General features: G+C 62.3%; 19 protein-coding genes. 12 read left to right on the forward strand and 7 right to left on the reverse strand.

Going from position 1 to position 23,117, the window contains the following annotated elements:
• Positions 1–14: 14 nt before the first annotated feature.
• The 4 genes from frr to rpsB form a co-directional block, all read right to left on the reverse strand.
• Positions 15–572 carry a ribosome recycling factor gene (gene frr / locus BLV20_RS08000; protein WP_092299406.1) on the reverse strand — a complete coding sequence of 186 codons (558 nt, stop codon included), beginning with the start codon at positions 570–572 and terminating at the stop codon, positions 15–17.
• A complete protein-coding gene (pyrH, locus tag BLV20_RS08005; RefSeq protein WP_007924076.1) occupies positions 569–1,312 on the reverse strand; it encodes a UMP kinase in 744 nt (247 codons plus the stop codon). The genes frr and pyrH overlap by 4 nt, the downstream gene beginning before the upstream one ends.
• A gap of 208 nt (positions 1,313–1,520) precedes the next feature.
• The gene (gene tsf, locus BLV20_RS08010; protein ID WP_025806623.1) at positions 1,521–2,387 is read right to left on the reverse strand and encodes a translation elongation factor Ts; all 867 of its coding nucleotides are present in this window, start codon (positions 2,385–2,387) and stop codon (positions 1,521–1,523) included.
• Positions 2,388–2,591: 204 nt separating this feature from the next.
• The gene (rpsB, locus tag BLV20_RS08015) at positions 2,592–3,332 is read right to left on the reverse strand and encodes a 30S ribosomal protein S2 (RefSeq protein ID WP_007924078.1); all 741 of its coding nucleotides are present in this window, start codon (positions 3,330–3,332) and stop codon (positions 2,592–2,594) included.
• 409 nt (positions 3,333–3,741) lie between these two features.
• On the opposite strand from rpsB, the gene map reads away from it, so the two are divergent.
• The 3 genes from map to dapC are packed head-to-tail and all read left to right on the forward strand — an operon-like array spanning position 3,742 to position 8,514.
• Positions 3,742–4,524, forward strand: coding sequence for a type I methionyl aminopeptidase (gene map / locus BLV20_RS08020; protein ID WP_009042382.1), 783 nt, complete (start codon positions 3,742–3,744; stop codon positions 4,522–4,524).
• 48 nt (positions 4,525–4,572) lie between these two features.
• Positions 4,573–7,275, forward strand: coding sequence for a [protein-PII] uridylyltransferase (locus BLV20_RS08025; RefSeq protein ID WP_092299409.1), 2,703 nt, complete (start codon positions 4,573–4,575; stop codon positions 7,273–7,275).
• Between the two features lie 39 nt (positions 7,276–7,314).
• Positions 7,315–8,514, forward strand: a complete 1,200-nt coding sequence (dapC, locus tag BLV20_RS08030) for a succinyldiaminopimelate transaminase (protein ID WP_092299412.1) — start codon at positions 7,315–7,317, stop codon at positions 8,512–8,514.
• A 108-nt stretch (positions 8,515–8,622) separates the two neighbouring features.
• On the opposite strand, the gene BLV20_RS08035 is transcribed toward dapC, so the two are convergent.
• Positions 8,623–10,269, reverse strand: a complete 1,647-nt coding sequence (locus tag BLV20_RS08035; protein WP_092299815.1) for a Na+/H+ antiporter — start codon at positions 10,267–10,269, stop codon at positions 8,623–8,625.
• 280 nt (positions 10,270–10,549) lie between these two features.
• Here BLV20_RS08035 and BLV20_RS08040 point away from each other — a divergent pair, with 280 nt between their 5' ends.
• The 4 genes from BLV20_RS08040 (at position 10,550) to BLV20_RS08055 (ending at position 13,681) form a co-directional block, all read left to right on the forward strand.
• A complete protein-coding gene (locus BLV20_RS08040; protein ID WP_238437447.1) occupies positions 10,550–10,858 on the forward strand; it encodes an arsenate reductase in 309 nt (102 codons plus the stop codon).
• 35 nt (positions 10,859–10,893) lie between these two features.
• Positions 10,894–11,928, forward strand: a complete 1,035-nt coding sequence (dapD, locus tag BLV20_RS08045) for a 2,3,4,5-tetrahydropyridine-2,6-dicarboxylate N-succinyltransferase (RefSeq protein WP_092299415.1) — start codon at positions 10,894–10,896, stop codon at positions 11,926–11,928.
• A gap of 140 nt (positions 11,929–12,068) precedes the next feature.
• The gene (locus BLV20_RS08050; RefSeq protein ID WP_092299418.1) at positions 12,069–13,274 is read left to right on the forward strand and encodes an aminotransferase class V-fold PLP-dependent enzyme; all 1,206 of its coding nucleotides are present in this window, start codon (positions 12,069–12,071) and stop codon (positions 13,272–13,274) included.
• On the forward strand, positions 13,271–13,681 hold the full coding sequence (locus BLV20_RS08055) for a SufE family protein (RefSeq protein ID WP_092299421.1): 411 nt from the start codon (positions 13,271–13,273) through the stop codon (positions 13,679–13,681). The genes BLV20_RS08050 and BLV20_RS08055 overlap by 4 nt, the downstream gene beginning before the upstream one ends.
• Before the next feature lie 71 nt (positions 13,682–13,752).
• On the opposite strand, the gene tcdA is transcribed toward BLV20_RS08055, so the two are convergent.
• Positions 13,753–14,565, reverse strand: coding sequence for a tRNA cyclic N6-threonylcarbamoyladenosine(37) synthase TcdA (gene tcdA, locus BLV20_RS08060; RefSeq protein ID WP_175540153.1), 813 nt, complete (start codon positions 14,563–14,565; stop codon positions 13,753–13,755).
• A gap of 261 nt (positions 14,566–14,826) precedes the next feature.
• On the opposite strand from tcdA, the gene BLV20_RS08065 reads away from it, so the two are divergent.
• The 4 genes from BLV20_RS08065 to BLV20_RS08080 all read left to right on the forward strand — a co-directional run bounded on the left by BLV20_RS08065 (position 14,827) and on the right by BLV20_RS08080 (position 20,041).
• The gene (locus tag BLV20_RS08065; protein WP_092299427.1) at positions 14,827–17,421 is read left to right on the forward strand and encodes a glycosyltransferase; all 2,595 of its coding nucleotides are present in this window, start codon (positions 14,827–14,829) and stop codon (positions 17,419–17,421) included.
• Positions 17,422–17,619: 198 nt separating this feature from the next.
• Positions 17,620–18,771, forward strand: a complete 1,152-nt coding sequence (gene dapE, locus BLV20_RS08070) for a succinyl-diaminopimelate desuccinylase (protein ID WP_092299430.1) — start codon at positions 17,620–17,622, stop codon at positions 18,769–18,771.
• Positions 18,771–19,580: a putative RNA methyltransferase gene (locus BLV20_RS08075; RefSeq protein ID WP_092299432.1), complete on the forward strand. Its 810-nt coding sequence runs from the start codon at positions 18,771–18,773 to the stop codon at positions 19,578–19,580. The genes dapE and BLV20_RS08075 overlap by 1 nt, the downstream gene beginning before the upstream one ends.
• Before the next feature lie 83 nt (positions 19,581–19,663).
• Positions 19,664–20,041, forward strand: a complete 378-nt coding sequence (locus BLV20_RS08080) for a hypothetical protein (protein WP_038581802.1) — start codon at positions 19,664–19,666, stop codon at positions 20,039–20,041.
• A 94-nt stretch (positions 20,042–20,135) separates the two neighbouring features.
• Here BLV20_RS08080 and BLV20_RS08085 read toward each other — a convergent pair whose 3' ends face one another.
• Positions 20,136–20,345, reverse strand: coding sequence for a cold-shock protein (locus BLV20_RS08085; protein ID WP_007927922.1), 210 nt, complete (start codon positions 20,343–20,345; stop codon positions 20,136–20,138).
• Positions 20,346–20,587: 242 nt separating this feature from the next.
• Here BLV20_RS08085 and plsB point away from each other — a divergent pair, with 242 nt between their 5' ends.
• Complete coding sequence (plsB, locus tag BLV20_RS08090; RefSeq protein ID WP_092299435.1) at positions 20,588–23,092, forward strand: glycerol-3-phosphate 1-O-acyltransferase PlsB; 2,505 nt, start codon at positions 20,588–20,590, stop codon at positions 23,090–23,092.
• Positions 23,093–23,117 lie beyond the last annotated feature (25 nt).

The raw sequence follows: 23,117 nt of genomic DNA on the forward strand, positions 1-23,117 counted from the left end.
AAACGTCCTGACCCTTATACGGCCATCAGGTCCGCTTCTTTTTGCTTCACAGCGACTTCGATTTCCGCCACGAACTTGTCAGTCAGTTTCTGGATCTCATCGGCTGCGCGACGCTCGTCGTCTTCGCTGATTTCTTTCTCTTTGACCAAGTCCTTTAACTGGCTCAGCGCGTCACGACGCACGTTGCGCACGGCAATACGAGCATCTTCGGCCGCTTCGCGAGCCTGCTTGGTGAAGCCCTTGCGGGTTTCTTCGGTCAGTGCCGGCATGCTGATCAGCAGCAGCTCACCCAGGTTGGTCGGGTTGAAGCCCAGGCCGGAGCTCTGGATCGCCTTGTCCACAGCCGCCAGCATGTTGCGCTCGAAAGCAACGACCTGCAGGGTGCGAGCGTCTTTTACCGTGACGTTGGCCACCTGGTTGATCGGGGTATCAGCGCCGTAGTAAGGCACCATCACACCCGCCAGGATGCTTGGGTGAGCCTGGCCGGTACGGATGCGGCTGAATGCATGCGCCAGGGATTCCAGGGACTTCTTCATGCGCTCTTGAGCGTCTTTTTTGATTTCGTTGATCATTGTTCGCCTTCCTCGATCAGGGTTCCTTCAGCGCCGCCATGCACGATGTTCAGCAGGGCGCCGGGCTTGTTCATATTGAATACGCGCAACGGCATTTTATGGTCACGGCACAGGCAGATCGCCGTCAGATCCATCACACCCAGCTTGCGATCCAGTACTTCATCGTAGGTCAGATGATCGAACTTCTCGGCATGCGGGTCTTTGAATGGGTCCGCGGTGTACACACCGTCAACCTTGGTTGCCTTGAGCACTACGTCGGCATCGATCTCGATCGCCCGCAAACATGCCGCGGAATCGGTGGTAAAGAACGGGTTGCCGGTACCGGCAGCGAAGATCACCACTTCCTTGGAGTTCAGGTGACGCATCGCCTTGCGACGGTCGTAGTGATCGGTCACACCCACCATGGAAATGGCCGACATGACGATAGCGGAGATATTCGCACGTTCCAGCGCGTCGCGCATGGCCAGGCCGTTCATCACAGTGGCCAGCATGCCCATGTGGTCGCCCGTTACCCGATCCATGCCGGCCGCACTGAGCGCCGCGCCACGGAACAGGTTGCCACCGCCGATGACCAGGCCGACCTGAACACCGATGCCAACCAACTGGCCGACTTCCAGCGCCATGCGATCGAGGACCTTAGGGTCGATGCCGAACTCTTCCGAGCCCATCAGGGCCTCGCCGCTAAGCTTGAGTAGAATGCGTTTATAGCGAGCCTGATAACCACTGCCCTGCTGAGCCATTGCGAATCTCTCCTGCGGCGTATTTTAAAAATTCTTTGCAAGCTGTTTACAGCCTGCGTTCACTCTAGCTTGACGCTGTCACAGCGCCATCAGAACACGACTTTGTAAACCGGTTCCGAAGGCAACCCAATAAATTGGTTACCCCATTTGAAAAGAGGCTGCGCGCGTGAGCGGGCAGCCTCTTTCGGGCGACAGTTGAAAAACCGTCTTACTGTTGCTTGGCAGCAGCCAGTTGTGCGGCAACTTCTTCAGCGAAGTTGTCTTCTTTCTTCTCGATGCCTTCACCTACCGCGAAGCGGGTGAACGAAACGATTTCTGCGCCGCCTTTCTTGGCCAGGGCACCTACGGTGACTTCTGGATCCTTGACGAAAGCTTGCTCAACCAGGCTGGCTTCGGCCAGGAACTTGCTGATACGGCCAGCGATCATTTTTTCAACGATTTCAGCTGGCTTGCCTTTCATCTTGTCTTCGTTCAGCTGCAGGAACACGGCTTTCTCGCGTTCGATGGCTTCAGCGGAAACTTGCGATGGCAGCAGGAACTCTGGGTTGCTTGCAGCAACGTGCATGGCAATGTCTTTGGCCAGTTCTACGGAACCGCCTTTCAGGACAACCGCAACACCGATCTTGTTACCGTGCAGGTAAGTACCGACCACGTCACCTTCAACGCGAGCCAGACGACGGATGTTGACGTTCTCGCCAGTCTTGCCAACCAGAACCAGACGATCGGCTTCTTGAGCTTCGATCAGCGGAGCGGCGTCGGTCAGCTTGTCAGCGAAAGCTTTTTCCACGCTGGCAGCAACGAATGCCTTGAAGTCGTCCTGCAGAGCCAGGAAGTCGGTCTGCGAGTTGACTTCCAGCAGAACGGCGGCTTTACCGTCGTCCTTGATGGCGATGGCGCCTTCAGCAGCGATGTTGCCTGCTTTTTTGGCAGCCTTGATGGCGCCCGAAGCACGCATGTCATCAATGGCTTTCTCGATGTCGCCGCCAGCCTTGGTCAAGGCTTTCTTGCAGTCCATCATGCCTTCGCCGGTACGCTCGCGCAGTTCTTTAACCAACGCTGCAGTAATCTCTGCCATTTTCAAATTCCTCTTGGATAGGTTTTCAACCATTCCACCCGACTCAACGGGCGATCAATTCTTGAGCTGCGCTCTCGAAAACCCTTGATAGCCGCCACACATGACAAGAACTACTGGGGCGCCATCGGCAAATGATTTTCGAGGTGGCAAAAAGGGGGCCAAGCCCCCTTTTTGCGTACTGAGTAAACGCTAAGCGTTAGCTACTCAGGCTTCAGCTGCCGGCGCTGGAGCGTCTTCAGCGAATACTTCGGTGCCGCCAGCAACGTTGTTGCGGCCACGGATCACGGCGTCAGCCATCGAACCCATGTACAGCTGGATGGCGCGAATGGCGTCATCGTTGCCTGGGATGATGTAGTCAACGCCTTCCGGGCTGCTGTTGGTATCGACAACGCCGATGACCGGGATGCCCAGCTTGTTGGCTTCGGTGATTGCGATGCGCTCGTGGTCAACGTCGATCACGAACAGCGCGTCAGGCAGACCGCCCATGTCCTTGATACCACCCAGGCTACGATCCAGCTTTTCCAGATCGCGAGTGCGCATCAGCGCCTCTTTCTTGGTCAGCTTGGCGAAAGTGCCGTCTTCCGACTGAACTTCCAGGTCGCGCAGACGCTTGATGGAAGCACGGATGGTCTTGTAGTTGGTCAGCATGCCACCCAACCAGCGGTGATCGACGTACGGCGAACCGCAACGTGCTGCTTCTTCAGCAACGATCTTGCCAGCGGAACGCTTGGTGCCGACGAACAGAATCTTGTTTTTGCCCTGGGCCAGACGCTCTACGAAGGTCAGAGCTTCGTTGAACATTGGCAGGGTTTTTTCAAGGTTGATGATGTGAATCTTGTTGCGCGCGCCGAAAATGTACTTGCCCATTTTCGGATTCCAGTAACGGGTTTGGTGACCGAAGTGCACACCGGCCTTCAGCATATCGCGCATGTTGACTTGGGACATGATAGTTCCTTAATAAGTCGGGTTAGGCCTCCACGTATCCCAATGACCAACCAACAGCTTGTGCTGAGGGCACCCAGGTCATCGTGTCGACACGTGTGTGGGTTTAGGCTTTTCGGGGCATCCCCGGAAAGCGGCGCATTTTATACCACAAGGAGGGCAAAAACGGAACCCGGATTCTCATTTCCCCCGGAGCGCTTTTTTACTCCCCCCTTGGAATCGGGCCAGAATGCGCCACTGTTATAGAAAGAAGCGATGCACAGAGCCTCAGATTTACCCCGGGCCTCTGTTAGAATCGCACTTTTGAGGCATTTTGAATGCGCGGCGACCCCCAAAGCGGGTTCAGCCTTCGATACGCCGTATTCAAGCCATTCCGTGTTTATCCGCGCCACTGAGCGTCAAGAGAGCCTGTATGACCGTCACCCTCAAAACTCCCGAGGACATCGCAAAAATGCGTGTCGCCGGCAAACTGGCCGCCGAAGTGCTGGAAATGATTGCCGAGCATGTCAAACCCGGCGTGACCACCGAAGAGCTGGACCGCATCTGCCACGACTACATCGTCAATGTGCAGCATGCGATTCCTGCGCCCTTGAATTACAAGGGGTTCCCAAAGTCCATCTGCACCTCGATCAACCATGTGGTTTGCCACGGCATCCCGAACGAGAAGCCGCTGAAGGATGGCGACACCCTGAACATCGACGTGACCGTCATCAAGGACGGCTACCACGGCGACACCAGCCGCATGTTCCATGTCGGCACCGTGCCGGTCTGGGCCGAGCGCCTGTCGCAGATCACCCAGGAATGCATGTACAAGGCGATTGAACTGGTCAAGCCGGGCTGCCGCCTGGGCGACATCGGCGAAGTCATCCAGAAGCATGCCGAGAAGAACGGTTTCTCGGTGGTTCGCGAGTTCTGCGGCCACGGTATCGGCAAGGTGTTCCATGAAGAGCCGCAGATCCTGCACTACGGCCGCGCCGGCACCGGCATGGAACTGAAAGCCGGCATGACCTTCACCATCGAGCCGATGATCAACCAGGGCAAGGCCGACACCAAGGTGCTGGGCGATGGCTGGACCGCGATCACCAAGGATCGCAAGCTTTCCGCGCAGTGGGAGCACACCCTGCTGGTCACCGAGACCGGCTACGAGATCTTCACCCTGCGCAGCGATGACACCATCGCGCGCGTTTCGGCCTGACCCACGCAGCTGCGCCCTGACCTTATAGATAGAAAGGAAAGCCAATCGATGCCGCAGGTGGATCCCGAATTGTTCGACCGCGGCCAGTTCCAGGCGGAACTGGCCCTGAAGGCAAGCCCTATCGCCGCCTTCAAGAAAGCTATCCGCCAGGCACGTGAAGTGCTCGACGCACGCTTTCGCAGCGGACGGGACATCCGCCGGCTCATCGAGGACCGCGCCTGGTTCATCGATAACATCCTGCAAAAGGCCTGGGACCAGTTCGACTGGAGCGAAGACGCCGACATCGCCCTGGTGGCGGTCGGCGGCTACGGTCGCGGCGAGCTGCACCCCTACTCGGACATCGACCTGCTGATCCTGCTCGACAGCGCCGACCACGAGATTTTTCGCGATTCCATCGAACGCTTCCTGACCCTGCTCTGGGACATTGGCCTGGAAGTCGGGCAAAGCGTGCGCTCGGTGGAGGAATGCGCCGAAGAGGCGCGCGCCGACCTGACGGTGGTCACCAACCTGATGGAAAGCCGCACCATCTGCGGCCCCGAGCGCCTGCGCCAGCGCATGCTGGATGTCACCAGCACGGCGCACATGTGGCCGAGCAAGGACTTCTTCCTGGCCAAGCGCGCGGAACAGAAAGCGCGGCATCACAAGTACAACGACACCGAGTACAACCTGGAACCCAACGTCAAAGGCTCGCCCGGCGGCCTGCGGGATATCCAGACCATTCTCTGGGTCGCCCGTCGCCAGTACGGCACGCTGAACCTGCGAGCCCTGGCCGGCGAAGGTTTCCTGGTGGAAAGCGAAAACTCGCTGCTGGCCTCTTCCCAGGAGTTCCTGTGGAGAGTCCGCTACGCCCTGCACATGCTGGCCGGGCGCGCCGAAGACCGCCTGCTGTTCGATCACCAGCGCTCGATCGCCAAGTTGCTGGGCTTCGAAGGCAATGACGCCAAGCAGGCCATCGAAAGCTTCATGCAGCAGTATTACCGGGTGGTGATGAGCATCGCCCAGCTTAGCGACCTGATCATCCAGCACTTCGAGGAAGTCATCCTCGCTCCGGAAGACGAAGCGCCGCCGCAGCCGATCAACTCGCGCTTCCAGCTGCACGACGGCTATATCGAGGCGATCAACGCCAATGTGTTCCGCCGCACGCCATTCGCCATGCTGGAAATCTTCGTGCTCATGGCCCAGCACCCGGAGATCAAGGGCGTACGCGCCGACACCATCCGCCTGTTACGCGAGAATCGTTACCTGATCGACGACGATTTCCGCAATGACATCCGCAATACCAGCCTGTTCATCGAACTGTTCAAGTGCGAAATCGGCATCCACCGCAACCTGCGGCGCATGAACCGCTACGGTATTCTCGGGCTTTATCTGCCGGAGTTCGGGCATATCGTCGGGCAGATGCAACATGACCTGTTCCACATCTACACGGTCGACGCCCACACCCTGAACCTGATCAAGCACCTGCGCAAACTGCAGTACACCCAGGTGTCGGAAAAATTCCCGCTGGCCAGCAAGCTCATGGCCAAGCTGCCCAAGCCCGAGCTGATCTACCTGGCCGGGCTCTATCACGACATTGGCAAGGGCCGGCACGGCGACCACTCGGATATCGGCGCCGTGGACGCGGAAGCCTTCTGCATCCGCCACCAGTTGCCGCTGTGGGACACCCGCCTGATCGTCTGGCTGGTGCAGAACCACTTGGTGATGTCGACCACCGCCCAGCGCAAGGACTTGTCCGACCCGCAGGTCATCCATGACTTCGCCCAGATCGTGGTCGACCAGACCCGCCTGGACTATCTCTATGTACTGACGGTTTCCGACATCAACGCGACCAATCCGACGCTGTGGAACTCCTGGCGCGCCAGCCTGTTGCGCCAGCTCTACACCGAGACCAAGCGCGCCCTGCGCCGCGGCCTGGAAAACCCGGTGGACCGCGAAGAGCAGATCCGCCAGACCCAAAGCGCGGCCCTGGACATCCTGGTCCGCGCCGGCACCGATCCGGACGACGTCGAGCAGCTCTGGGCACAGCTGGGTGACGACTATTTCCTGCGCCACACCGCTGGCGACGTCGCCTGGCACAGTGACGCGATCCTCCAGCAACCGGCCGACGGCGGCCCGCTGGTGCTGATCAAGGAAACCACCCAGCGCGAGTTCGAGGGCGGTACGCAGATCTTCATCTACGCTCCGGACCAGCACGACTTCTTCGCCGTGACCGTGGCCGCGATGGACCAGCTGAACCTGAACATCCACGACGCCCGGATCATCACCTCGAGCAGCCAGTTCACCCTCGACACCTACATCGTGCTCGACAATGACGGCGGCTCCATCGGCAATAACCCGGAACGCGTCAAGCAAATCCGCGACGGCCTTACCGAGGCCCTGCGCAACCCTGACGACTACCCGACCATCATCCAGCGTCGGGTACCGCGTCAGCTCAAGCACTTTGCCTTCCCACCGCAAGTGACTATCCACAACGACGCCCAGCGCCCGGTCACCGTGCTCGAACTGAGCGCACCCGATCGCCCCGGCTTGCTGGCGCGCATCGGCAAGATCTTCCTGGAATTCGACCTGTCGCTGCAAAATGCCAAGATCGCCACCCTGGGCGAACGCGTGGAAGACGTGTTCTTCATTACCGACGCGAACAACCAGCAGCTGTCCGATCCCCAGCTGTGCAGCCGACTGCAGGACGCCATCGTCGAACAGCTGAGCGTCAGCCACGAACCGCCTACCGCCTTGACGCGCCTGAGCATCTGACCACGCGCCACGACCCGCTTTGAGTGAGACACCGCACCGATGAACAACGCCCTGAACCAGCTGCAGCCCTACCCGTTCGAGAAACTTCGCGCCCTGCTCGGTAGCGTCCAGCCCAACCCCGCCAAGCGCCCTATCGCGCTGTCCATTGGCGAACCCAAGCACCGCTCGCCAAGCTTCGTCGCCGAAGCCCTGGCCAATAACCTCGACCAGATGGCGGTATATCCGACCACCCTGGGCCTGCCAGCCCTGCGCGAGGCCATCGCCAGCTGGTGCGAACGGCGCTTTAGCGTGCCCGCAGGCTGGATCGACCCGGCGCGCAATGTGTTGCCGGTCAACGGCACTCGCGAAGCGCTGTTCGCCTTCACCCAGACCGTGGTCAACCGTGGCGACGACGCGCTGGTAGTCAGCCCGAATCCCTTCTATCAAATCTACGAAGGCGCGGCCTTCCTTGCCGGGGCCAAGCCGCACTACCTGCCCTGCCTGGATGAAAACGGCTTCAACCCGGACTTCGACGCGGTACCGGCCGACATCTGGCAGCGTTGCCAAATTTTGTTCCTGTGCTCCCCGGGCAACCCGACCGGCGCGCTGATTCCGATCGAAACCCTGAAAAAACTCATTGCCCTGGCCGACGAACATGACTTCGTGATCGCCGCCGACGAGTGCTACAGCGAGCTGTATTTCGACGAACAGACTCCACCCCCCGGCCTGCTCAGCGCCTGCGCCGAGCTGGGCCGCCGGGACTTCAAGCGTTGCGTGGTGTTCCACAGCCTGTCCAAGCGCTCCAACCTGCCGGGCCTGCGCTCCGGTTTCGTCGCCGGCGACGCGGAGATCCTCAAGGGTTTCCTGCTGTACCGCACCTACCACGGCTGCGCCATGCCGGTGCAGACCCAGCTGGCCAGCATCGCCGCCTGGAACGACGAAGTGCATGTGCGGGCCAACCGTGCGCTGTATCGCGAGAAGTTCGATGCGGTGCTGCAGATCCTCGCTCCGGTGCTCGACGTGCAGCGCCCGGACGGCAGCTTCTACCTGTGGCCGAACGTGGCGGGCGACGATACGGCGTTCTGCCGCGACCTGTACGAAGAGGAGCACGTGACCGTGGTACCGGGCTCCTACCTGTCACGCGACGTCGACGGCAGCAACCCGGGCGCCGGTCGGGTGCGCATGGCCCTGGTGGCGCCATTGGCCGAATGCGTGGAAGCGGCCGAGCGGATTCGCGATTTCGTTCAGCGCCGCAAATAACTCACGCCCCGTAGGAGCGAGGCTTGCCCGCGATAAAGACAACGCCGTACAACTGATACACCGCGTTATCGTTCATCGCGAGCAAGCTTCGCTCCTACAAAGCTGGGGTCATTTCACCTGCCCCAGATTGGCCTCGCTGAGGTCCAGTTCGCCCAATACCTCGCGCAGCACGTCGTCGCCGATCTGGTGGTGGCGGCTCAACCGATACAACTCCAACCGCTGCGCCCGCAGCGCCTTCAAACGCAACTTGCGCTCCAGCAAGTCCATCTGAAACGCCAGCGCCTGGGCTTCGGCGGAATCGTTGAACACCTCCAGTTGATGGCGATATTCCGACATCAGCCGGCCCTTGAGCTCGGTGGCCAGCGCAGCCTGGGCGGCGTCCGCTGAGTTGGCGCCATCGGCCACTTCCTCGGCCTCCAGGGCATGGATCGCCGCCTCGGCGGTTTTGCGCCAGGCATCGCGCACTTCGGCATGCCGCTTCTCGTCAGGGCTCTTCTGGATGCCGCGCAGCAACAGCGGCAAGGCGATACAGGCAGCCACCAGCGACAACAGGATCACCCCGGCGGCAATGAAGATCAGCAGATCGCGCTCGGGGAAGGCCTCGCCCGCCCCCAGCAACAGCGGCACCGACATGACGCCGGCCAGGGTCACCGCGCCGCGTACCCCGCCCACCGTCAGCAACCAGCAAGAACGCGCGGTCGGCACCAGGGTCAGTTCGCCCTTGCCGCGCCAGCGCCGCAACAGCCCGGACAGGCGCCAGATGCTTTGCACCCAGATAAAACGCAGCACCAGCAGGACCAGGAAGATAGCCCCTACATCCAGGCAGCGATAAAAAAGCGTCGGCCACAACGTGGTTTCGTGACTGACCACGGCCTTGACGATGTCGGGCAGTTGCAGGCCCAGCAACAGAAAGATCAACCCGTTGAAGGCGAACTCCAGCAGCGACCACACGCTGCGGTTGAGCAAGCGGGTACTGGTCTGCCGGGGCAACAGATCGAGCCAGCTCTGCATCATCCCCGCCGCCACCGCCGAGAGAATGCCCGAGGCCCCCAGGCGCTCGGCCAATACATAGGCGGCAAACGGCAGCAACAGCATGAACACCACATGGGTCGCCGGGTCATCCCAGCCACGGGCGATCATCCAGGCCCGCAAGCGCCCCACCAGCCAACTCAGGGCCACGCCGACCGCCAGGCCGCCCACGGCCACCAGGACGAAGGTCAGGCTGGCATTGGCCAGGGAAAATACTCCGGTCACGGCGGCCGCCAGGGCGAACTTGAAGGTCACCAGGCCGGAGGCGTCGTTCATCAGCGCCTCGCCCTGGAGCATATGCATCAGGGGCGTCGGCAGACGGTTCTGGGAAATCGCCGAGACCGCCACGGCGTCGGTCGGCGACAGCACTGCCGCCAGGGCGAAGGCCACCGGCAAGGGAATAGTCGGCAGCAACCAGTGAATGAAGTAACCGGCGCCTACCACGGTGAACAACACCAGGCCCACGGCCAGGGTCAGGATCGGGCCACGCAGGCGCCACAGCTCGCGCTTGGGCATGCGCCAGCCGTCGGAGAACAGCAGCGGCGGCAGGAACAGAAACAGAAACAATTCCGGGTCCAGGGCCACGTGCAGCCCCAGCGTGGGCCAGGCCAGCAAGGCTCCGGCGGCGATCTGCAGCAGCGGCAACGGCAGCGGAATCACCCGTCCGACCAGCCGCGATAGACTCACCAGCATCAGCAGGATAAGGACGGTATAAGCGGTTTGCATAAAGCGGTTTTCCCCATCGATCAACAGCAGGCTTCAGGCAACAGGTTACCGTCGAAGTGCCATATTAGCCGCTTAAGCTGGCGCCCTGCCGCTGCACAAAAGTCGCAAGCGACCCAAGCTGCTGTCACACAAAGCTACAAAGCCGGGCCTTCGCCGACGCCGAACCGGCGCGGGCATGGCATAATCCGTGACCTTTGACTTCAGCATCTCAAAAGGGGGCAATTCCTTGACCGCTTCAAGCAAAACGTTGCACCTTTTCGGCATCAAAGCCTGCGACACCATGAAAAAGGCGCGCACCTGGCTCGATGAACACGCTGTCAGCTATGACTTCCATGACTACAAAGCGGCCGGAATCGACCGTGAACACCTGGCCCAGTGGTGCAACGAGCACGGTTGGCAGGTGGTGTTGAACCGTGCGGGCACGACCTTTCGCAAACTCGACGACGAACGCAAAGCCGATCTCGACCAGGCGAAAGCAATCGAACTGATGCTCGCACAACCTTCGATGATCAAGCGCCCGGTGCTCGATCTCGGCGACCGAACCCTGATTGGCTTCAAGCCCGATATCTACGCGGCAGAAATCAAATAACGCCTGCCCGTTCAATTTTTGTAAGAGGTAACAGCATGTCCACTACCCTGTTCAGCCTGGCCTTTGGTGTCGGCACTCAAAACCGTCAAGGCGCATGGCTGGAAGTGTTTTACGCCGCGCCACTGCTCAAGCCATCGGCCGAGATCGTTGCCGCCATCGCTCCGCTGCTGGGTTACAGCGAAGGCAACCAGGCCATCGCCTTCACCACCACCCAGGCCTCGCAACTGGCCGATGCACTGAAAAGCATCGACGCCACCCAGGCCGCGCTGCTGACCCGCCTGGCCGAGAGCCACAAGCCACTGGTCGCCACCTTGCTGGCCGAGGACGCGCAACTGACCTCCACGCCGGAGGCCTACCTGAAGCTGCACCTGCTGTCCCACCGCCTGGTCAAGCCGCACGGCCTGAACCTGGCCGGGATCTTCCCGCTGCTGCCGAACGTGGCCTGGACCAACCAGGGCGCGGTCGACCTTGCCGAGCTGGCCGAACGCCAACTGGAAGCGCGCCTGCGCGGCGAGTTGCTGGAAGTGTTCTCGGTGGACAAGTTCCCGAAAATGACCGACTACGTGGTGCCGGCTGGCGTGCGTATCGCTGACGCCGCGCGTATCCGCCTGGGCGCCTATGTGGGCGAAGGCACCACCGTGATGCACGAAGGTTTCGTCAACTTCAACGCCGGCACCGAAGGCCCGGGAATGATCGAAGGCCGGGTTTCCGCTGGCGTATTCGTCGGCAAGGGTTCCGACCTGGGCGGCGGCTGCTCGACCATGGGCACCCTGTCGGGCGGCGGCAACATCGTGATCAAGGTCGGCGAAGGCTGCCTGATCGGCGCCAACGCCGGTATCGGTATCCCGCTGGGCGACCGCAATACCGTGGAGTCGGGCCTGTACGTGACCGCCGGGACCAAGGTGGCACTGCTCGACGAGAACAACCAGCTGGTCAAGGTGGTCAAGGCTCGCGAGCTGGCCGGCCAGCCTGACCTGCTGTTCCGTCGCAATTCGGAGACCGGTGCCGTGGAATGCAAGACCCACAAATCGGCCATCGAACTGAACGCAGCGCTGCACGCTCACAACTAAGCGTCACGTACCTATATCGGCAGGAGCGAGGCTTGCCCGCGAAACCTTGGGCTGCCTCAAGGCCCCCTTCAGGGCCAGCCTCGCTTCTTCCGGTTACAGGTCCGGCGTATACCCGCCCAAGTTCACCAGGGCCCGACAGCATGATGATTCCTTCTCCCTGGCGTGCCGACTTCCCGGCCATCGCCGCCCTGCAACGGCAGGACCAGACTTACCTGGACAACGCCGCCACCACGCAGAAACCCCAAGCCCTGCTAGACGCCCTGGCGTACTACTACGCCAATGGCGCGGCCAATGTGCATCGCGCGCAGCACCTGCCCGGCGCCCACGCCACCCAGGCGTTCGAGAACAGCCGGCACAAGGTGGCGCAGTGGCTCAATAGCGGTGACAGCGGGCAGATCATCTTTACCCACGGCGCGACCTCCGCGCTGAACCTCCTGGCCTATGGCCTGGAACACCAATTCAACCCGGGCGACGACATCGTCATCAGCGCCCTGGAACACCACGCCAACCTGCTGCCCTGGCAGCAACTGGCGCAACGGCGCGGCCTCAACCTGGTGGTCCTACCCCTGGACGACGACGGCCTGATCGATCTGGACGCTGCAGCTGGCCTGATCGGACCGCGCACCCGCCTGCTGGCGGTCAGCCAGCTGTCCAACGTGCTCGGTGCCTGGCAGCCCTTGCCGCAACTGCTGGCCCTGGCCAAGGCACATGACGCCTTGAGCGTGATCGACGGCGCCCAGGGCGTGGTCCATGGTCGCCACGATGTACAGGCGCTGGGCTGCGACTTTTATGTGTTCTCCAGCCACAAGCTCTACGGCCCGGACGGCCTCGGCGTGCTCTATGGGCGCAATGAGCCGCTGCGCGGCCTGCGTCACTGGCAGTTTGGTGGCGAGATGGTCCAGCAGGCCGATTACCAGCACGCCAGTTTCCGCCCTGCCCCCCTGGGTTTCGAAGCCGGCACGCCACCGATCGCCAGCGTGATTGGCCTGGGCGCGACCCTCGACTACCTCAGCGGCCTGGATCAGGACGCCGTCAACGCCCACGAAGCCGCGCTGCATGACTACCTGCTGCACGGCCTGCTGGCGCGCAAAGGCTTGCGCTTGCTGGGCAAGCCGCAGCTGGCGCTGGTCAGTTTCGTGGTCGATGGCGTGCACAATGCCGACCTGGCGCACCTGCTGACCGAACAAGGCATCGCCGTGCGCGCCGGTCACCACTGCGCCATGCCGCTGCTGAAAAGCTTCGGCCTGGCGGGTGCGATCCGCGTGTCGCTGGCGCTGTACAACGACTCCGAGGACCTGGAGCGCTTCTTCGACGCCCTCGACCAAGCCCTGGAGCTGTTGCGATGAGCCTGCCCGCCGAAGCCCTGGCCGCCCTCGAGAGTTTTCAGGACGCTCCCGGCTGGGAACAGCGCGCACGCTTGCTGATGCAATGGGGCGAGCGCCTGGCGCCGCTGGCGGAAGCCGACAAGGTCGAGGCCAACCGGGTGCATGGCTGTGAAAGCCAGGTCTGGCTGGTGGGCACTTTGCAGGATGGTCACTGGCAATTTGCCGCCAGCAGCGATGCACGCCTGATCCGTGGCCTGGTGGCCCTGCTGCTGGCGCGGGTCAACGGCTTGTCCGCCGAGGAGTTGCAACGGGTGGATTTGCCGGACTGGTTCAATCAGCTGGGCCTGTCGCGCCAGCTGTCGCCATCGCGCAGCAATGGCCTGAATGCGGTATTGCAACGGATGCGCCAGCTGGCCAGCCCCCCGTAGGAGCGAGGCTTGCCCGCGATAGCGGTGTGCCTGACCCACAGCTTTCGCGGGCAAGCCTCGCTCCTACGGTATCAGCCTGCGGGCTTGGCCCGGTCCGCGGGGCGCCGCACGCCAGCCACCAGCTTGTCCACCGCCTTGGTCGCGGCGACCATGCCGAAGGTCGCGGTCACCATCATCACCGCGCCAAAACCGCCGGCGCAGTCGAGCTTCACGCCATCGCCGACAAAACTCTTCTGCAGGCAGATGCTGCCGTCCGGTTTCGGGTAGCGCAGTTGCTCGGTGGAAAACACGCAAGGCACGCTGTAATGACGGGTCACGGTGCGGGAAAAACCGTAGTCGCGACGCAGGGTCGAACGCACTTTCGAGGCCAGCGGGTCATTGAAGGTCCGGTTCAGGTCGCAGACCTGGATCAGCGTCGGGTCGATCTGCCCGCCCGCGCCGCCGGTGGTAATGATCTGGATCTTGCGCCGCTTGCACCAGGCAATCAGCGCCGCCTTGGCATTGACGCTGTCGATGCAGTCGATCACGCAGTCGATGTTCGGCGTGATGTATTCGGCCATGGTTTCACGGGTGACGAAGTCCGCTACCGCATGCACGGTGCAATCCGGGTTGATACCGCGCAGGCGCTCGGCCATAACCTCGACCTTGGCCTTGCCGACCGTGCTGTCCAGAGCATGCAACTGCCGATTGCTGTTGCTGACGCAGACGTCGTCCAGGTCGAACAGCGAGATCTCGCCCACGCCACAGCGGGCGATGGCTTCCGCCGCCCAGGAACCGACGCCGCCGACGCCGACGATCGCCACATGGGCGGCGCGCAAGCGTTCCAGCCCCTCGATGCCATACAAACGGGCGACGCCAGCAAACCGCGGATCTTCTGTACTCATGACCATTACCCCAAAAACCGGCGCGCATTATAGGGCCGATGCCCGCCAAGAGCATCTTTGCCTGTGAACGGCAGTCAGGCTGCTTTAATGAGAGAACAATCTGAAAGTTTCGTCGCCGAGAACTTAAACCGAGTTGAATTGCCCAACCTGCGGCTTTTCCCTGTCCGCTATACGCTCAGTCGAAGGCCAGTGTAGGATGCGCGCCGCTTGGCGCATGCCGACCGTTCCCCCGTTCCACACCCTTTGGAACCCGAAATAGCTATGTCATCGCGTAAATTTGGACTCAACCTGGTGGTGGTTCTGGCAATCGCCGCCCTGTTCACCGGTTTCTGGGCACTGGTCAACCGCCCGGTTTCCGCCCCTAATTGGCCCGCACAAATCTCCGGCTTTTCCTACTCGCCTTTCCAGCTGGGCCAGTTCCCGCAGAAAGACCAGTTCCCGACCGACGATGAAATGCGTCGCGACCTGGAGATCATGAGCAAGCTGACCGACAACATTCGGACCTACTCGGTCGACGGCGCACTGGAGAACATCCCCAAGCTGGCGGAAGAGTTCGGCTTGCGCGTGACCCTGGGGATCTGGATCAGCCCGGACCTGGAGCGCAACGAGCGTGAAATCACCCGCGCCATCGATATCGCCAACAATTCGCGCAGTGTCGTGCGCGTGGTGGTCGGTAACGAAGCGATCTTCCGCAAGGAAATCACCGCCGACCAATTGAGCGTCCTGCTCGATCGCGTGCGGGCCGCGGTCAAGGTACCGGTCACCACCTCCGAGCAGTGGCACGTCTGGCAGGAACACCCGGAACTGGCCCAGCACGTCGACCTGATCGCCGCCCACGTCCTGCCCTACTGGGAATTCATCCCGATGAACGAGGCCGGGCAGTTCGTCCTCGACCGCGCCCGCGACCTGAAAAAAATGTTCCCGAAAAAACCGCTGCTGCTGTCCGAAGTCGGCTGGCCGAGCAACGGCCGCATGCGTGGCGGTGCCGACGCGAGCCCGGCGGACCAGGCGATCTACCTGCGTACCCTGGTCAACAAACTCAACCGCCAGGGCTACAACTACTTCGTGATCGAAGCCTTCGACCAGCCGTGGAAGGCCAGCGACGAAGGTTCGGTGGGCGCCTACTGGGGCGTGTTCAACGCGGCGCGCCAGCAGAAATTCAACTTCGAAGGCCCGGTGGTGGCAATCCCGCAATGGCGCGTACTGGCCATTGGCTCGGTGGTCCTGGCGCTGCTGTCGTTGACCTTGCTGATGATCGACGGCTCGGCCCTGCGCCAGCGTGGCCGGACCTTCCTGACCTTCATCGCCTTCCTCTGCGGCTCGGTGCTGGTGTGGATCGGCTACGACTACAGCCAGCAATACAGCACCTGGTTCAGCCTGACGGTGGGCTTCCTGCTCGCCCTGGGTGCACTCGGGGTGTTCATCGTGTTGCTCACTGAAGCCCATGAGCTGGCCGAGGCGGTCTGGGTCAAGAAGCGCCGGCGCGAGTTCCTGCCGGTCGAGGGCGATTCCAGCTATCGGCCGAAAGTCTCGATCCACGTGCCGTGCTACAACGAGCCGCCGGAGATGGTCAAACAGACCCTCAATGCCCTGGCCAACCTCGATTATCCGGACTTCGAAGTCCTGATCATCGACAACAACACCAAGGACCCGGCGGTCTGGGAGCCGGTGCAGGCCTATTGCGAAACCCTCGGCCCGCGCTTCAAGTTCTTCCACGTCGCGCCCCTGGCCGGCTTCAAGGGCGGCGCGCTGAACTACCTGATCCCGCATACCGCCAAGGACGCCGAAGTGATTGCGGTGATCGACTCGGATTACTGCGTCGACCGCAACTGGCTCAAGCACATGGTGCCGCACTTCGCCGACCCGAAAATCGCCGTGGTGCAATCGCCGCAGGATTACCGCGACCAGAACGAAAGCACCTTCAAGAAGCTCTGCTACGCGGAATACAAAGGCTTCTTCCATATCGGCATGGTCACCCGCAACGACCGTGACGCGATCATCCAGCATGGCACCATGACCATGACCCGTCGTTCGGTCCTGGAAGAACTGGGCTGGGCCGACTGGTGCATCTGCGAAGACGCCGAGCTGGGCCTGCGGGTGTTCGAGAAAGGCCTGTCGGCAGCGTATTACCACACCAGCTACGGCAAAGGCCTGATGCCGGATACCTTCATCGACTTCAAGAAACAGCGTTTCCGCTGGGCCTATGGGGCGATCCAGATCATCAAGCGCCACACCGCCAGCCTGCTGCGCGGCAAGGACACCGAGCTGACCCGTGGCCAGCGCTACCACTTCCTCGCGGGCTGGCTGCCGTGGGTGGCGGACGGCATGAATATCTTCTTCACCCTCGGCGCCCTGCTCTGGTCGGCGGCGATGATCATCGTGCCGCAGCGCGTCGATCCGCCGTTGCTGATCTTCGCGATCCCGCCTTTGGCGCTGTTCGTGTTCAAGGTCGGCAAGATCATCTTCCTCTACCGCCGGGCGGTCGGGGTCAACCTCAAGGACGCGTTCTGCGCGGCCGTGGCGGGCCTGGCGCTGTCCCATACCATCGCCAAGGCAGTGCTGTACGGCTTCTTCACCAGCAGCATTCCATTCTTCCGCACACCGAAGAACGCCGACAACCACGGTTTCTGGGTGGCGATTTCGGAAGCTCGGGAAGAGTTGTTCATCATGCTGCTGTTGTGGGGCGCTGCGCTGGGCATCTACCTGGTGCAAGGCGGCCTGCCGAGCAACGACATGCGCTTCTGGGTGGCCATGCTGCTGGTGCAGTCGCTGCCATATGTGGCGGCGCTGGTCATGGCGTTCCTGTCATCCTTGCCAAAACCTGCTGCCCAAAGCGAGCCGGTGGCGGCGGCATAAATCGCTGCAAAGCACTAAACGGCGGCCTCTGGCCGCCGTTTTGCTTTAAGATATCCGCCATTTTGCGCGCCTTGCCCATTACCGTAGGAGCGAGGCTTGCCCGCGATGGAAATCCTGCGCTGCCACAGGCAAACCGTGTCGCGGCCATCGCGGGCAAGCCTCGCTCCTACCTATAACGCCTTGCACCGGAGTTTCCCCATGACGGCCCACGCCGACCTTTCGCCGACCCTGCAACTCGCCTGTGATTTGATTCGCCGTCCGTCGGTGACGCCAGTCGACGCCGACTGCCAGAAGCTGATGATGCAGCGCCTGGGCGATGCCGGCTTCAAGCTGGAGCCGATGCGCATCGAGGATGTGGATAACTTCTGGGCCAGCCACGGCAAGCACGAAGGCCCGGTGCTGTGTTTCGCCGGCCATACCGACGTGGTACCGACCGGTCCGGTGAGCGCCTGGCAGATCGACCCGTTCAATGCCGTGATCGACGAGCACGGCATGCTCTGCGGGCGTGGCGCGGCAGACATGAAAGGCAGCCTGGCGGCAATGCTGGTGGCCGCCGAGCGTTTCGTCGCCGATTACCCGGACCACAAAGGCTCGGTGGCCTTCCTCATCACCAGTGACGAAGAAGGCCCGGCCCACCACGGCACCAAGGCCGTGGTCGAGCGCCTGGCAGCGCGCAAGGAGCGCCTGGACTGGTGCATCGTCGGCGAACCGTCGAGCACCAGCCTGGTCGGTGACGTGGTCAAGAACGGCCGTCGCGGCTCCCTCGGCGCCAAGCTCACGGTGCGCGGCGTGCAGGGCCACGTGGCCTACCCGCACCTGGCCAAGAACCCGATCCACCTGGCCGCCCCGGCCCTGGCCGAACTGGCCGCGGAACATTGGGACGATGGCAATGCCTTCTTCCCGCCGACCAGCTTCCAGATCTCCAACCTGAACTCCGGCACCGGCGCCACCAACGTGATCCCCGGCGAGCTGGTGGCCGTGTTCAATTTCCGTTTCTCCACCGAATCCACGGTCGAAGGCCTGCAGCAACGCGTGGCCACCATCCTCGACAAGCACGGCCTGGACTGGCACGTGGAGTGGGCGCTGTCGGGCCTGCCGTTCCTCACCGAACCGGGCGCCCTGCTCGACGCGGTGTCGGCCAGCATCAAGGACGTCACCGGCCGCGAGACCAAGGCTTCCACCAGCGGCGGCACTTCCGACGGGCGTTTCATCGCCACCCTGGGCACCCAGGTGGTCGAGCTGGGCCCGGTCAACGCCACCATTCACCAGGTCAACGAGCGAGTGCTGGCCAGCGACCTCGATGTGCTGACCGAAATCTACTACCAGACCCTGATCAAGTTGCTCGCCTGATGCTTGCCTGCCCTATCTGCGCGGCGCCTTTGAGCGCCGTCGACAACGGCGTAGCCTGCCCGGCCGGGCACCGCTTCGACCGCGCCCGCCAGGGTTACCTGAACCTGCTGCCGGTGCAGCACAAGAACAGCCGCGACCCGGGCGACAACCAGGCCATGGTCGAAGCCCGCCGCGACTTTCTCAATGCCGGCCATTACGCACCGGTGGCCAAGCGCCTGGCCGAGCTGGCCGCCGAGCGCGCCCCGCAGCGTTGGGTCGATATCGGTTGCGGCGAGGGTTACTACACCGCGCAGATCGCCCAGGCCCTGCCCCAGGCGGACGGTTACGCCCTGGACATCTCCCGCGAAGCGGTCAAGCGCGCCTGTCGCCGCGCCCCGCAGCTGACCTGGCTGATCGCCAGCATGGCCCGGGTGCCCTTGGCCGACGCCAGTTGCCAGTTCCTCGCCAGTGTCTTCAGCCCGCTGGACTGGCAGGAAGCCAAGCGCCTGCTCAGCCCGGGCGGCGGCCTGATGAAAGTCGGGCCGACCAGCGGCCACCTGATGGAATTGCGCGAACGCCTGTACGACGAGGTTCGCCAATACACCGACGACAAACACCTGGCGCTGGTGCCTGAAGGCATGGCCCTGCAACACAGCGAAACCCTGGACTTCAAGCTGACGTTGAGCAATCCGCAAGATCGCGCCAACTTGCTGGCCATGACGCCCCACGGCTGGCGCGCCAGCGCCGAACGCCGGGCCAGCGTGATCGAGCAGGCCGAGCCCTTCGAGGTCAGCGTGTCGATGCGCTACGATTACTTCGTATTGCAATAACCCATTAATCCACGGCCTCGAACACCGATCCGAGGCCGAATAAATCCGCGAATGGATTTTTCAGACCCGCAGTGAGGACATCCATGCGCCAACCGGATATCGAGATTTACCTGAAAGACGCCGACGTCGACCACAAAGCCATTGCTGCCTGGCTCGGCGCGGCCCTGGGCCCATGCAGCGACTGGGTGCAGAAAGGCCAGACCTACAAATGCAAGGCCGGCAACGTGCCCGTGACCTGGTTGCCCAAAGCCGTGGGCAAGTGGAACAGCCTGTACCTGGAAAGCGACCAGACGCCGTGGGACGACGACATCGCCTGTGCCCGCGCCGCCTTCGCCGCGCTGAATGTCGAGGTGCGCTGCGCACCGGGCAGTTGGGTCGAGGAAGAAGGTGAGGAATCGGCCGACCGCTGGATTCGCATCAGCGCCGACGGCGAAGAAGAGATTACCTGGCGTACCGCCTGACTCGGATTACTGTAGGAGCGAAGCTTGCTCGCGATAGCGTTTTACCTGATACCACGCGATCGCGGGCAAGCCTCGCTCCTACAAGGCGCAGCGCTTACAAGCCGACTACATCCTCTGCCTGCAAACCTTTCTGCCCCTCTACCACGGCGTATTCAACTTGCTGCCCTTCGGTCAGCGAGCGGTGGCCTTCACCACGAATAGCACGGTAGTGGACAAACACATCGGCACCACCTTCACGCTGAATGAAGCCGTAGCCCTTGGCGTCGTTGAACCACTTCACGCTGCCGGTCTCGCGAGTTGCCATCAATCCATCCTCCGTCTTTTTATTATCAGTCGGCTTACTGAAACGAAGCCGTGAGAACTTTCACCTGGGCCTGGGTCTATTGAGGGACCCTGCATGCCCATGCGTCAGTCGGCCGAGTATATGACAGGCGCAAAAACTCTCAACTCAATCTTGTTTGCTGCTTTTTTGCCGATTTTCGGCGAATCCGGCACACTAGCCGCCCCGAGCAACTGCTCGGTTTTTTCCACTAAAGCAGAAGCCGTATGACCCGCTCCCCGTTCCGCCGTCTTGTGTTTGGCACCTTGCGCCGACTGTTGTACCTCTGGGTTCGCTCCGAGACGATCAACCAGTCGTCCTTCACCCTCAACCTCGACCGCAGCCGTCCGGTGTTCTACGTCCTGCAAAATCCTTCCCTCACCGACCTCGCCGTGGTCGATACCGAATGCACCAAGGCCGGGCTGCCGCGCCCGGTGCTGCCCGTCTCGGTGGGCAACCTGCTGGAGCCGGCCGCGTTCTTCTACCTGACCCCAGCGCCGGACTGGCTCGGTCGCCAGGACAAGCGCGGCGCGCCCCCCACCTTGACCCGCCTGGTCAGCGCTCTGAGCCAGAATGCCGCCGAAGACGCGCAGATCATTCCGGTCAGCGTGTTCTGGGGCCAATCGCCCGACAGCGAATCGAGCCCCTGGAAGCTGCTGTTCGCCGACAGCTGGGCAGTCACCGGGCGCCTGCGCCGGCTGCTGAGCATCATGATCCTGGGCCGCAAGACCCGGGTGCAATTCTCCGCGCCGATCCACCTGCGCGAACTGATCGAACACAACAAGGGCCACGAGCGCACCGTGCGCATGGCCCAGCGCATCCTGCGGGTGCACTTTCGCAACCTGAAGGCCGCGGTGATCGGCCCGGACATTTCCCACCGGCGCAATCTGGTCAAGGGCCTGCTGAACCAGCCGCTGGTCAAGCAGGCGATCCTCGACGAAGCCGAACGGGAAAAGATCTCCCCGGAAAAAGCCAAGGCCGTGGCCCTGCGCTACGGCAACGAGATCGCCTCGGACTACACCTACACCGCGATCCGCTTCCTCGAAGTGGTGCTGAGCTGGTTCTGGAACAAGATCTACGACGGGATCAAGGTCAACCACATCGAAGGCGTGCAGAAAGTCGCCCAGGGCCACGAAGTGATCTACGTGCCCTGCCACCGCAGCCACATCGACTACCTGCTGCTGTCCTACCTGCTGTTCCGCAATGGCCTGACCCCGCCGCACATCGCCGCCGGGATCAACCTGAACATGCCGGTGATCGGCAGCCTGCTGCGAAGGGGGGGAGCGTTCTTCATGCGCCGCACCTTCAAGGGCAACCCGCTGTACACCTCGGTGTTCAATGAATACCTGCACACCCTGTTCACCAAGGGGTTCCCGGTGGAGTACTTCGTCGAGGGCGGGCGCTCGCGCACCGGGCGCATGCTGCAACCGAAAACCGGGATGCTGGCCATCACCCTGCGCAGCTTCCTGCGCTCCTCGCGCATGCCGATCGTCTTCGTGCCGGTGTACATCGGCTACGAACGCGTGCTGGAAGGCCGTACCTACCTGGGCGAACTGCGCGGCGCGAGCAAGAAGAAAGAGTCGATCTTCGACATCTTCAAGGTCATCGGCGCCCTCAAGCAGCGCTTCGGCCAGGTGGCGGTGAACTTCGGCGAACCGATCAAGCTGGCCGAGTTCCTCGACCAGGAACAGCCAGGCTGGCGCGCCCAGGAACTGGGCCCGCAGTTCAAGCCGGCGTGGCTCAACGAGACCACCAACCGCCTGGGTGAAAAAGTCGCCCAGCACCTGAACGAGGCGGCAGCGATCAACCCGGTCAACCTGGTGGCCCTGGCGCTGCTGTCCACCAGCCGCCTGGCCCTCGACGATCGCGCCATGGCCCGGGTCCTGGACCTGTACCTGGCGCTGCTGCGCAAGGTCCCCTACTCGCCCCACACCACCCTGCCGGAAGGCGACGGCCGGGCCTTGATCGAGCATGTGAAGGACATGGACCTGCTGTCCGAGCAGAGCGATGCCCTGGGCAAGATCCTCTATCTGGACGAGCAGAACGCCGTCCTGATGACTTACTACCGCAACAACGTGCTGCACATCTTCGCCCTGCCGGCGTTGCTGGCGAGCTTCTTCCAGAGCTCGTCGCGCATGAGCCGCGAACAGATCCTGCGCTACACCCGGGCGCTGTATCCCTACCTGCAGTCGGAGCTGTTCATCCGCTGGCCGCTGGAAGAACTGGACGCGGTGATCGACCAATGGCTAGAGGCCTTCGTCGAGCAAGGCCTGCTGCGCTTCGAAAAGGACATGTACCTGCGCCCGGCGCCGAGTTCGCGGCACTTCGTGCTGTTGACCCTGCTGTCCAAGAGCATCGCCCAGACCCTGCAGCGCTTCTACATGGCCATCTCGCTGCTGCTCAACAGCGGCCAGCGCAGCATCAGCGCCGAAGAGCTGGAAGACCTGTGCACGGTCATGGCCCAGCGCCTGTCGATCCTGCATGGCCTGAATGCCCCGGAGTTCTTCGACAAGAGCCTGTTCCGCCACTTCATCCAGACCCTGCTCGACCTCGACGTGCTGCGCCGCGACGAGGCCGGCAAGCTGAGCTACCACGAATTGCTCGGCGAACTGGCCGAGGGCGCGGCCAAGCGCGTGCTGCCGGCGGAGATTCGCCTGTCGATCCGCCAGGTGGCCCTGCATCGCAGCGAAGATGCCGCCGAACAAGTCGCTGCCCCGTTGCAAAGCGACTAAATTCTTATCGGCGCCAGGTGGTTTC

Source organism: Pseudomonas sp. NFIX28, assembly GCF_900107395.1.
In the GTDB taxonomy this organism is placed as follows: Bacteria; Pseudomonadota; Gammaproteobacteria; order Pseudomonadales; family Pseudomonadaceae; genus Aquipseudomonas.

Bases quoted from the DNA above. Each gene is read 5' to 3' on its own strand.
- tsf (WP_025806623.1), bottom strand. From the start codon at position 2,387: ATGGCAGAGATTACTGCAGCGTTGGTTAAAGAACTGCGCGAGCGTACC.
- BLV20_RS08085 (WP_007927922.1), bottom strand. From the start codon at position 20,345: ATGGCAACTCGCGAGACCGGCAGCGTGAAGTGGTTCAACGACGCCAAG.
- map (WP_009042382.1), top strand. From the start codon at position 3,742: ATGACCGTCACCCTCAAAACTCCCGAGGACATCGCAAAAATGCGTGTC.
- frr (WP_092299406.1), bottom strand. From the start codon at position 572: ATGATCAACGAAATCAAAAAAGACGCTCAAGAGCGCATGAAGAAGTCC.
- BLV20_RS08050 (WP_092299418.1), top strand. From the start codon at position 12,069: ATGATGATTCCTTCTCCCTGGCGTGCCGACTTCCCGGCCATCGCCGCC.
- BLV20_RS08040 (WP_238437447.1), top strand. From the start codon at position 10,550: ATGAAAAAGGCGCGCACCTGGCTCGATGAACACGCTGTCAGCTATGAC.
- plsB (WP_092299435.1), top strand. From the start codon at position 20,588: ATGACCCGCTCCCCGTTCCGCCGTCTTGTGTTTGGCACCTTGCGCCGA.
- dapC (WP_092299412.1), top strand. From the start codon at position 7,315: ATGAACAACGCCCTGAACCAGCTGCAGCCCTACCCGTTCGAGAAACTT.
- BLV20_RS08025 (WP_092299409.1), top strand. From the start codon at position 4,573: ATGCCGCAGGTGGATCCCGAATTGTTCGACCGCGGCCAGTTCCAGGCG.
- BLV20_RS08075 (WP_092299432.1), top strand. From the start codon at position 18,771: ATGCTTGCCTGCCCTATCTGCGCGGCGCCTTTGAGCGCCGTCGACAAC.
- BLV20_RS08055 (WP_092299421.1), top strand. From the start codon at position 13,271: ATGAGCCTGCCCGCCGAAGCCCTGGCCGCCCTCGAGAGTTTTCAGGAC.
- dapE (WP_092299430.1), top strand. From the start codon at position 17,620: ATGACGGCCCACGCCGACCTTTCGCCGACCCTGCAACTCGCCTGTGAT.
- pyrH (WP_007924076.1), bottom strand. From the start codon at position 1,312: ATGGCTCAGCAGGGCAGTGGTTATCAGGCTCGCTATAAACGCATTCTA.
- rpsB (WP_007924078.1), bottom strand. From the start codon at position 3,332: ATGTCCCAAGTCAACATGCGCGATATGCTGAAGGCCGGTGTGCACTTC.
- BLV20_RS08065 (WP_092299427.1), top strand. From the start codon at position 14,827: ATGTCATCGCGTAAATTTGGACTCAACCTGGTGGTGGTTCTGGCAATC.
- BLV20_RS08080 (WP_038581802.1), top strand. From the start codon at position 19,664: ATGCGCCAACCGGATATCGAGATTTACCTGAAAGACGCCGACGTCGAC.
- tcdA (WP_175540153.1), bottom strand. From the start codon at position 14,565: ATGAGTACAGAAGATCCGCGGTTTGCTGGCGTCGCCCGTTTGTATGGC.
- dapD (WP_092299415.1), top strand. From the start codon at position 10,894: ATGTCCACTACCCTGTTCAGCCTGGCCTTTGGTGTCGGCACTCAAAAC.
- BLV20_RS08035 (WP_092299815.1), bottom strand. From the start codon at position 10,269: ATGCAAACCGCTTATACCGTCCTTATCCTGCTGATGCTGGTGAGTCTA.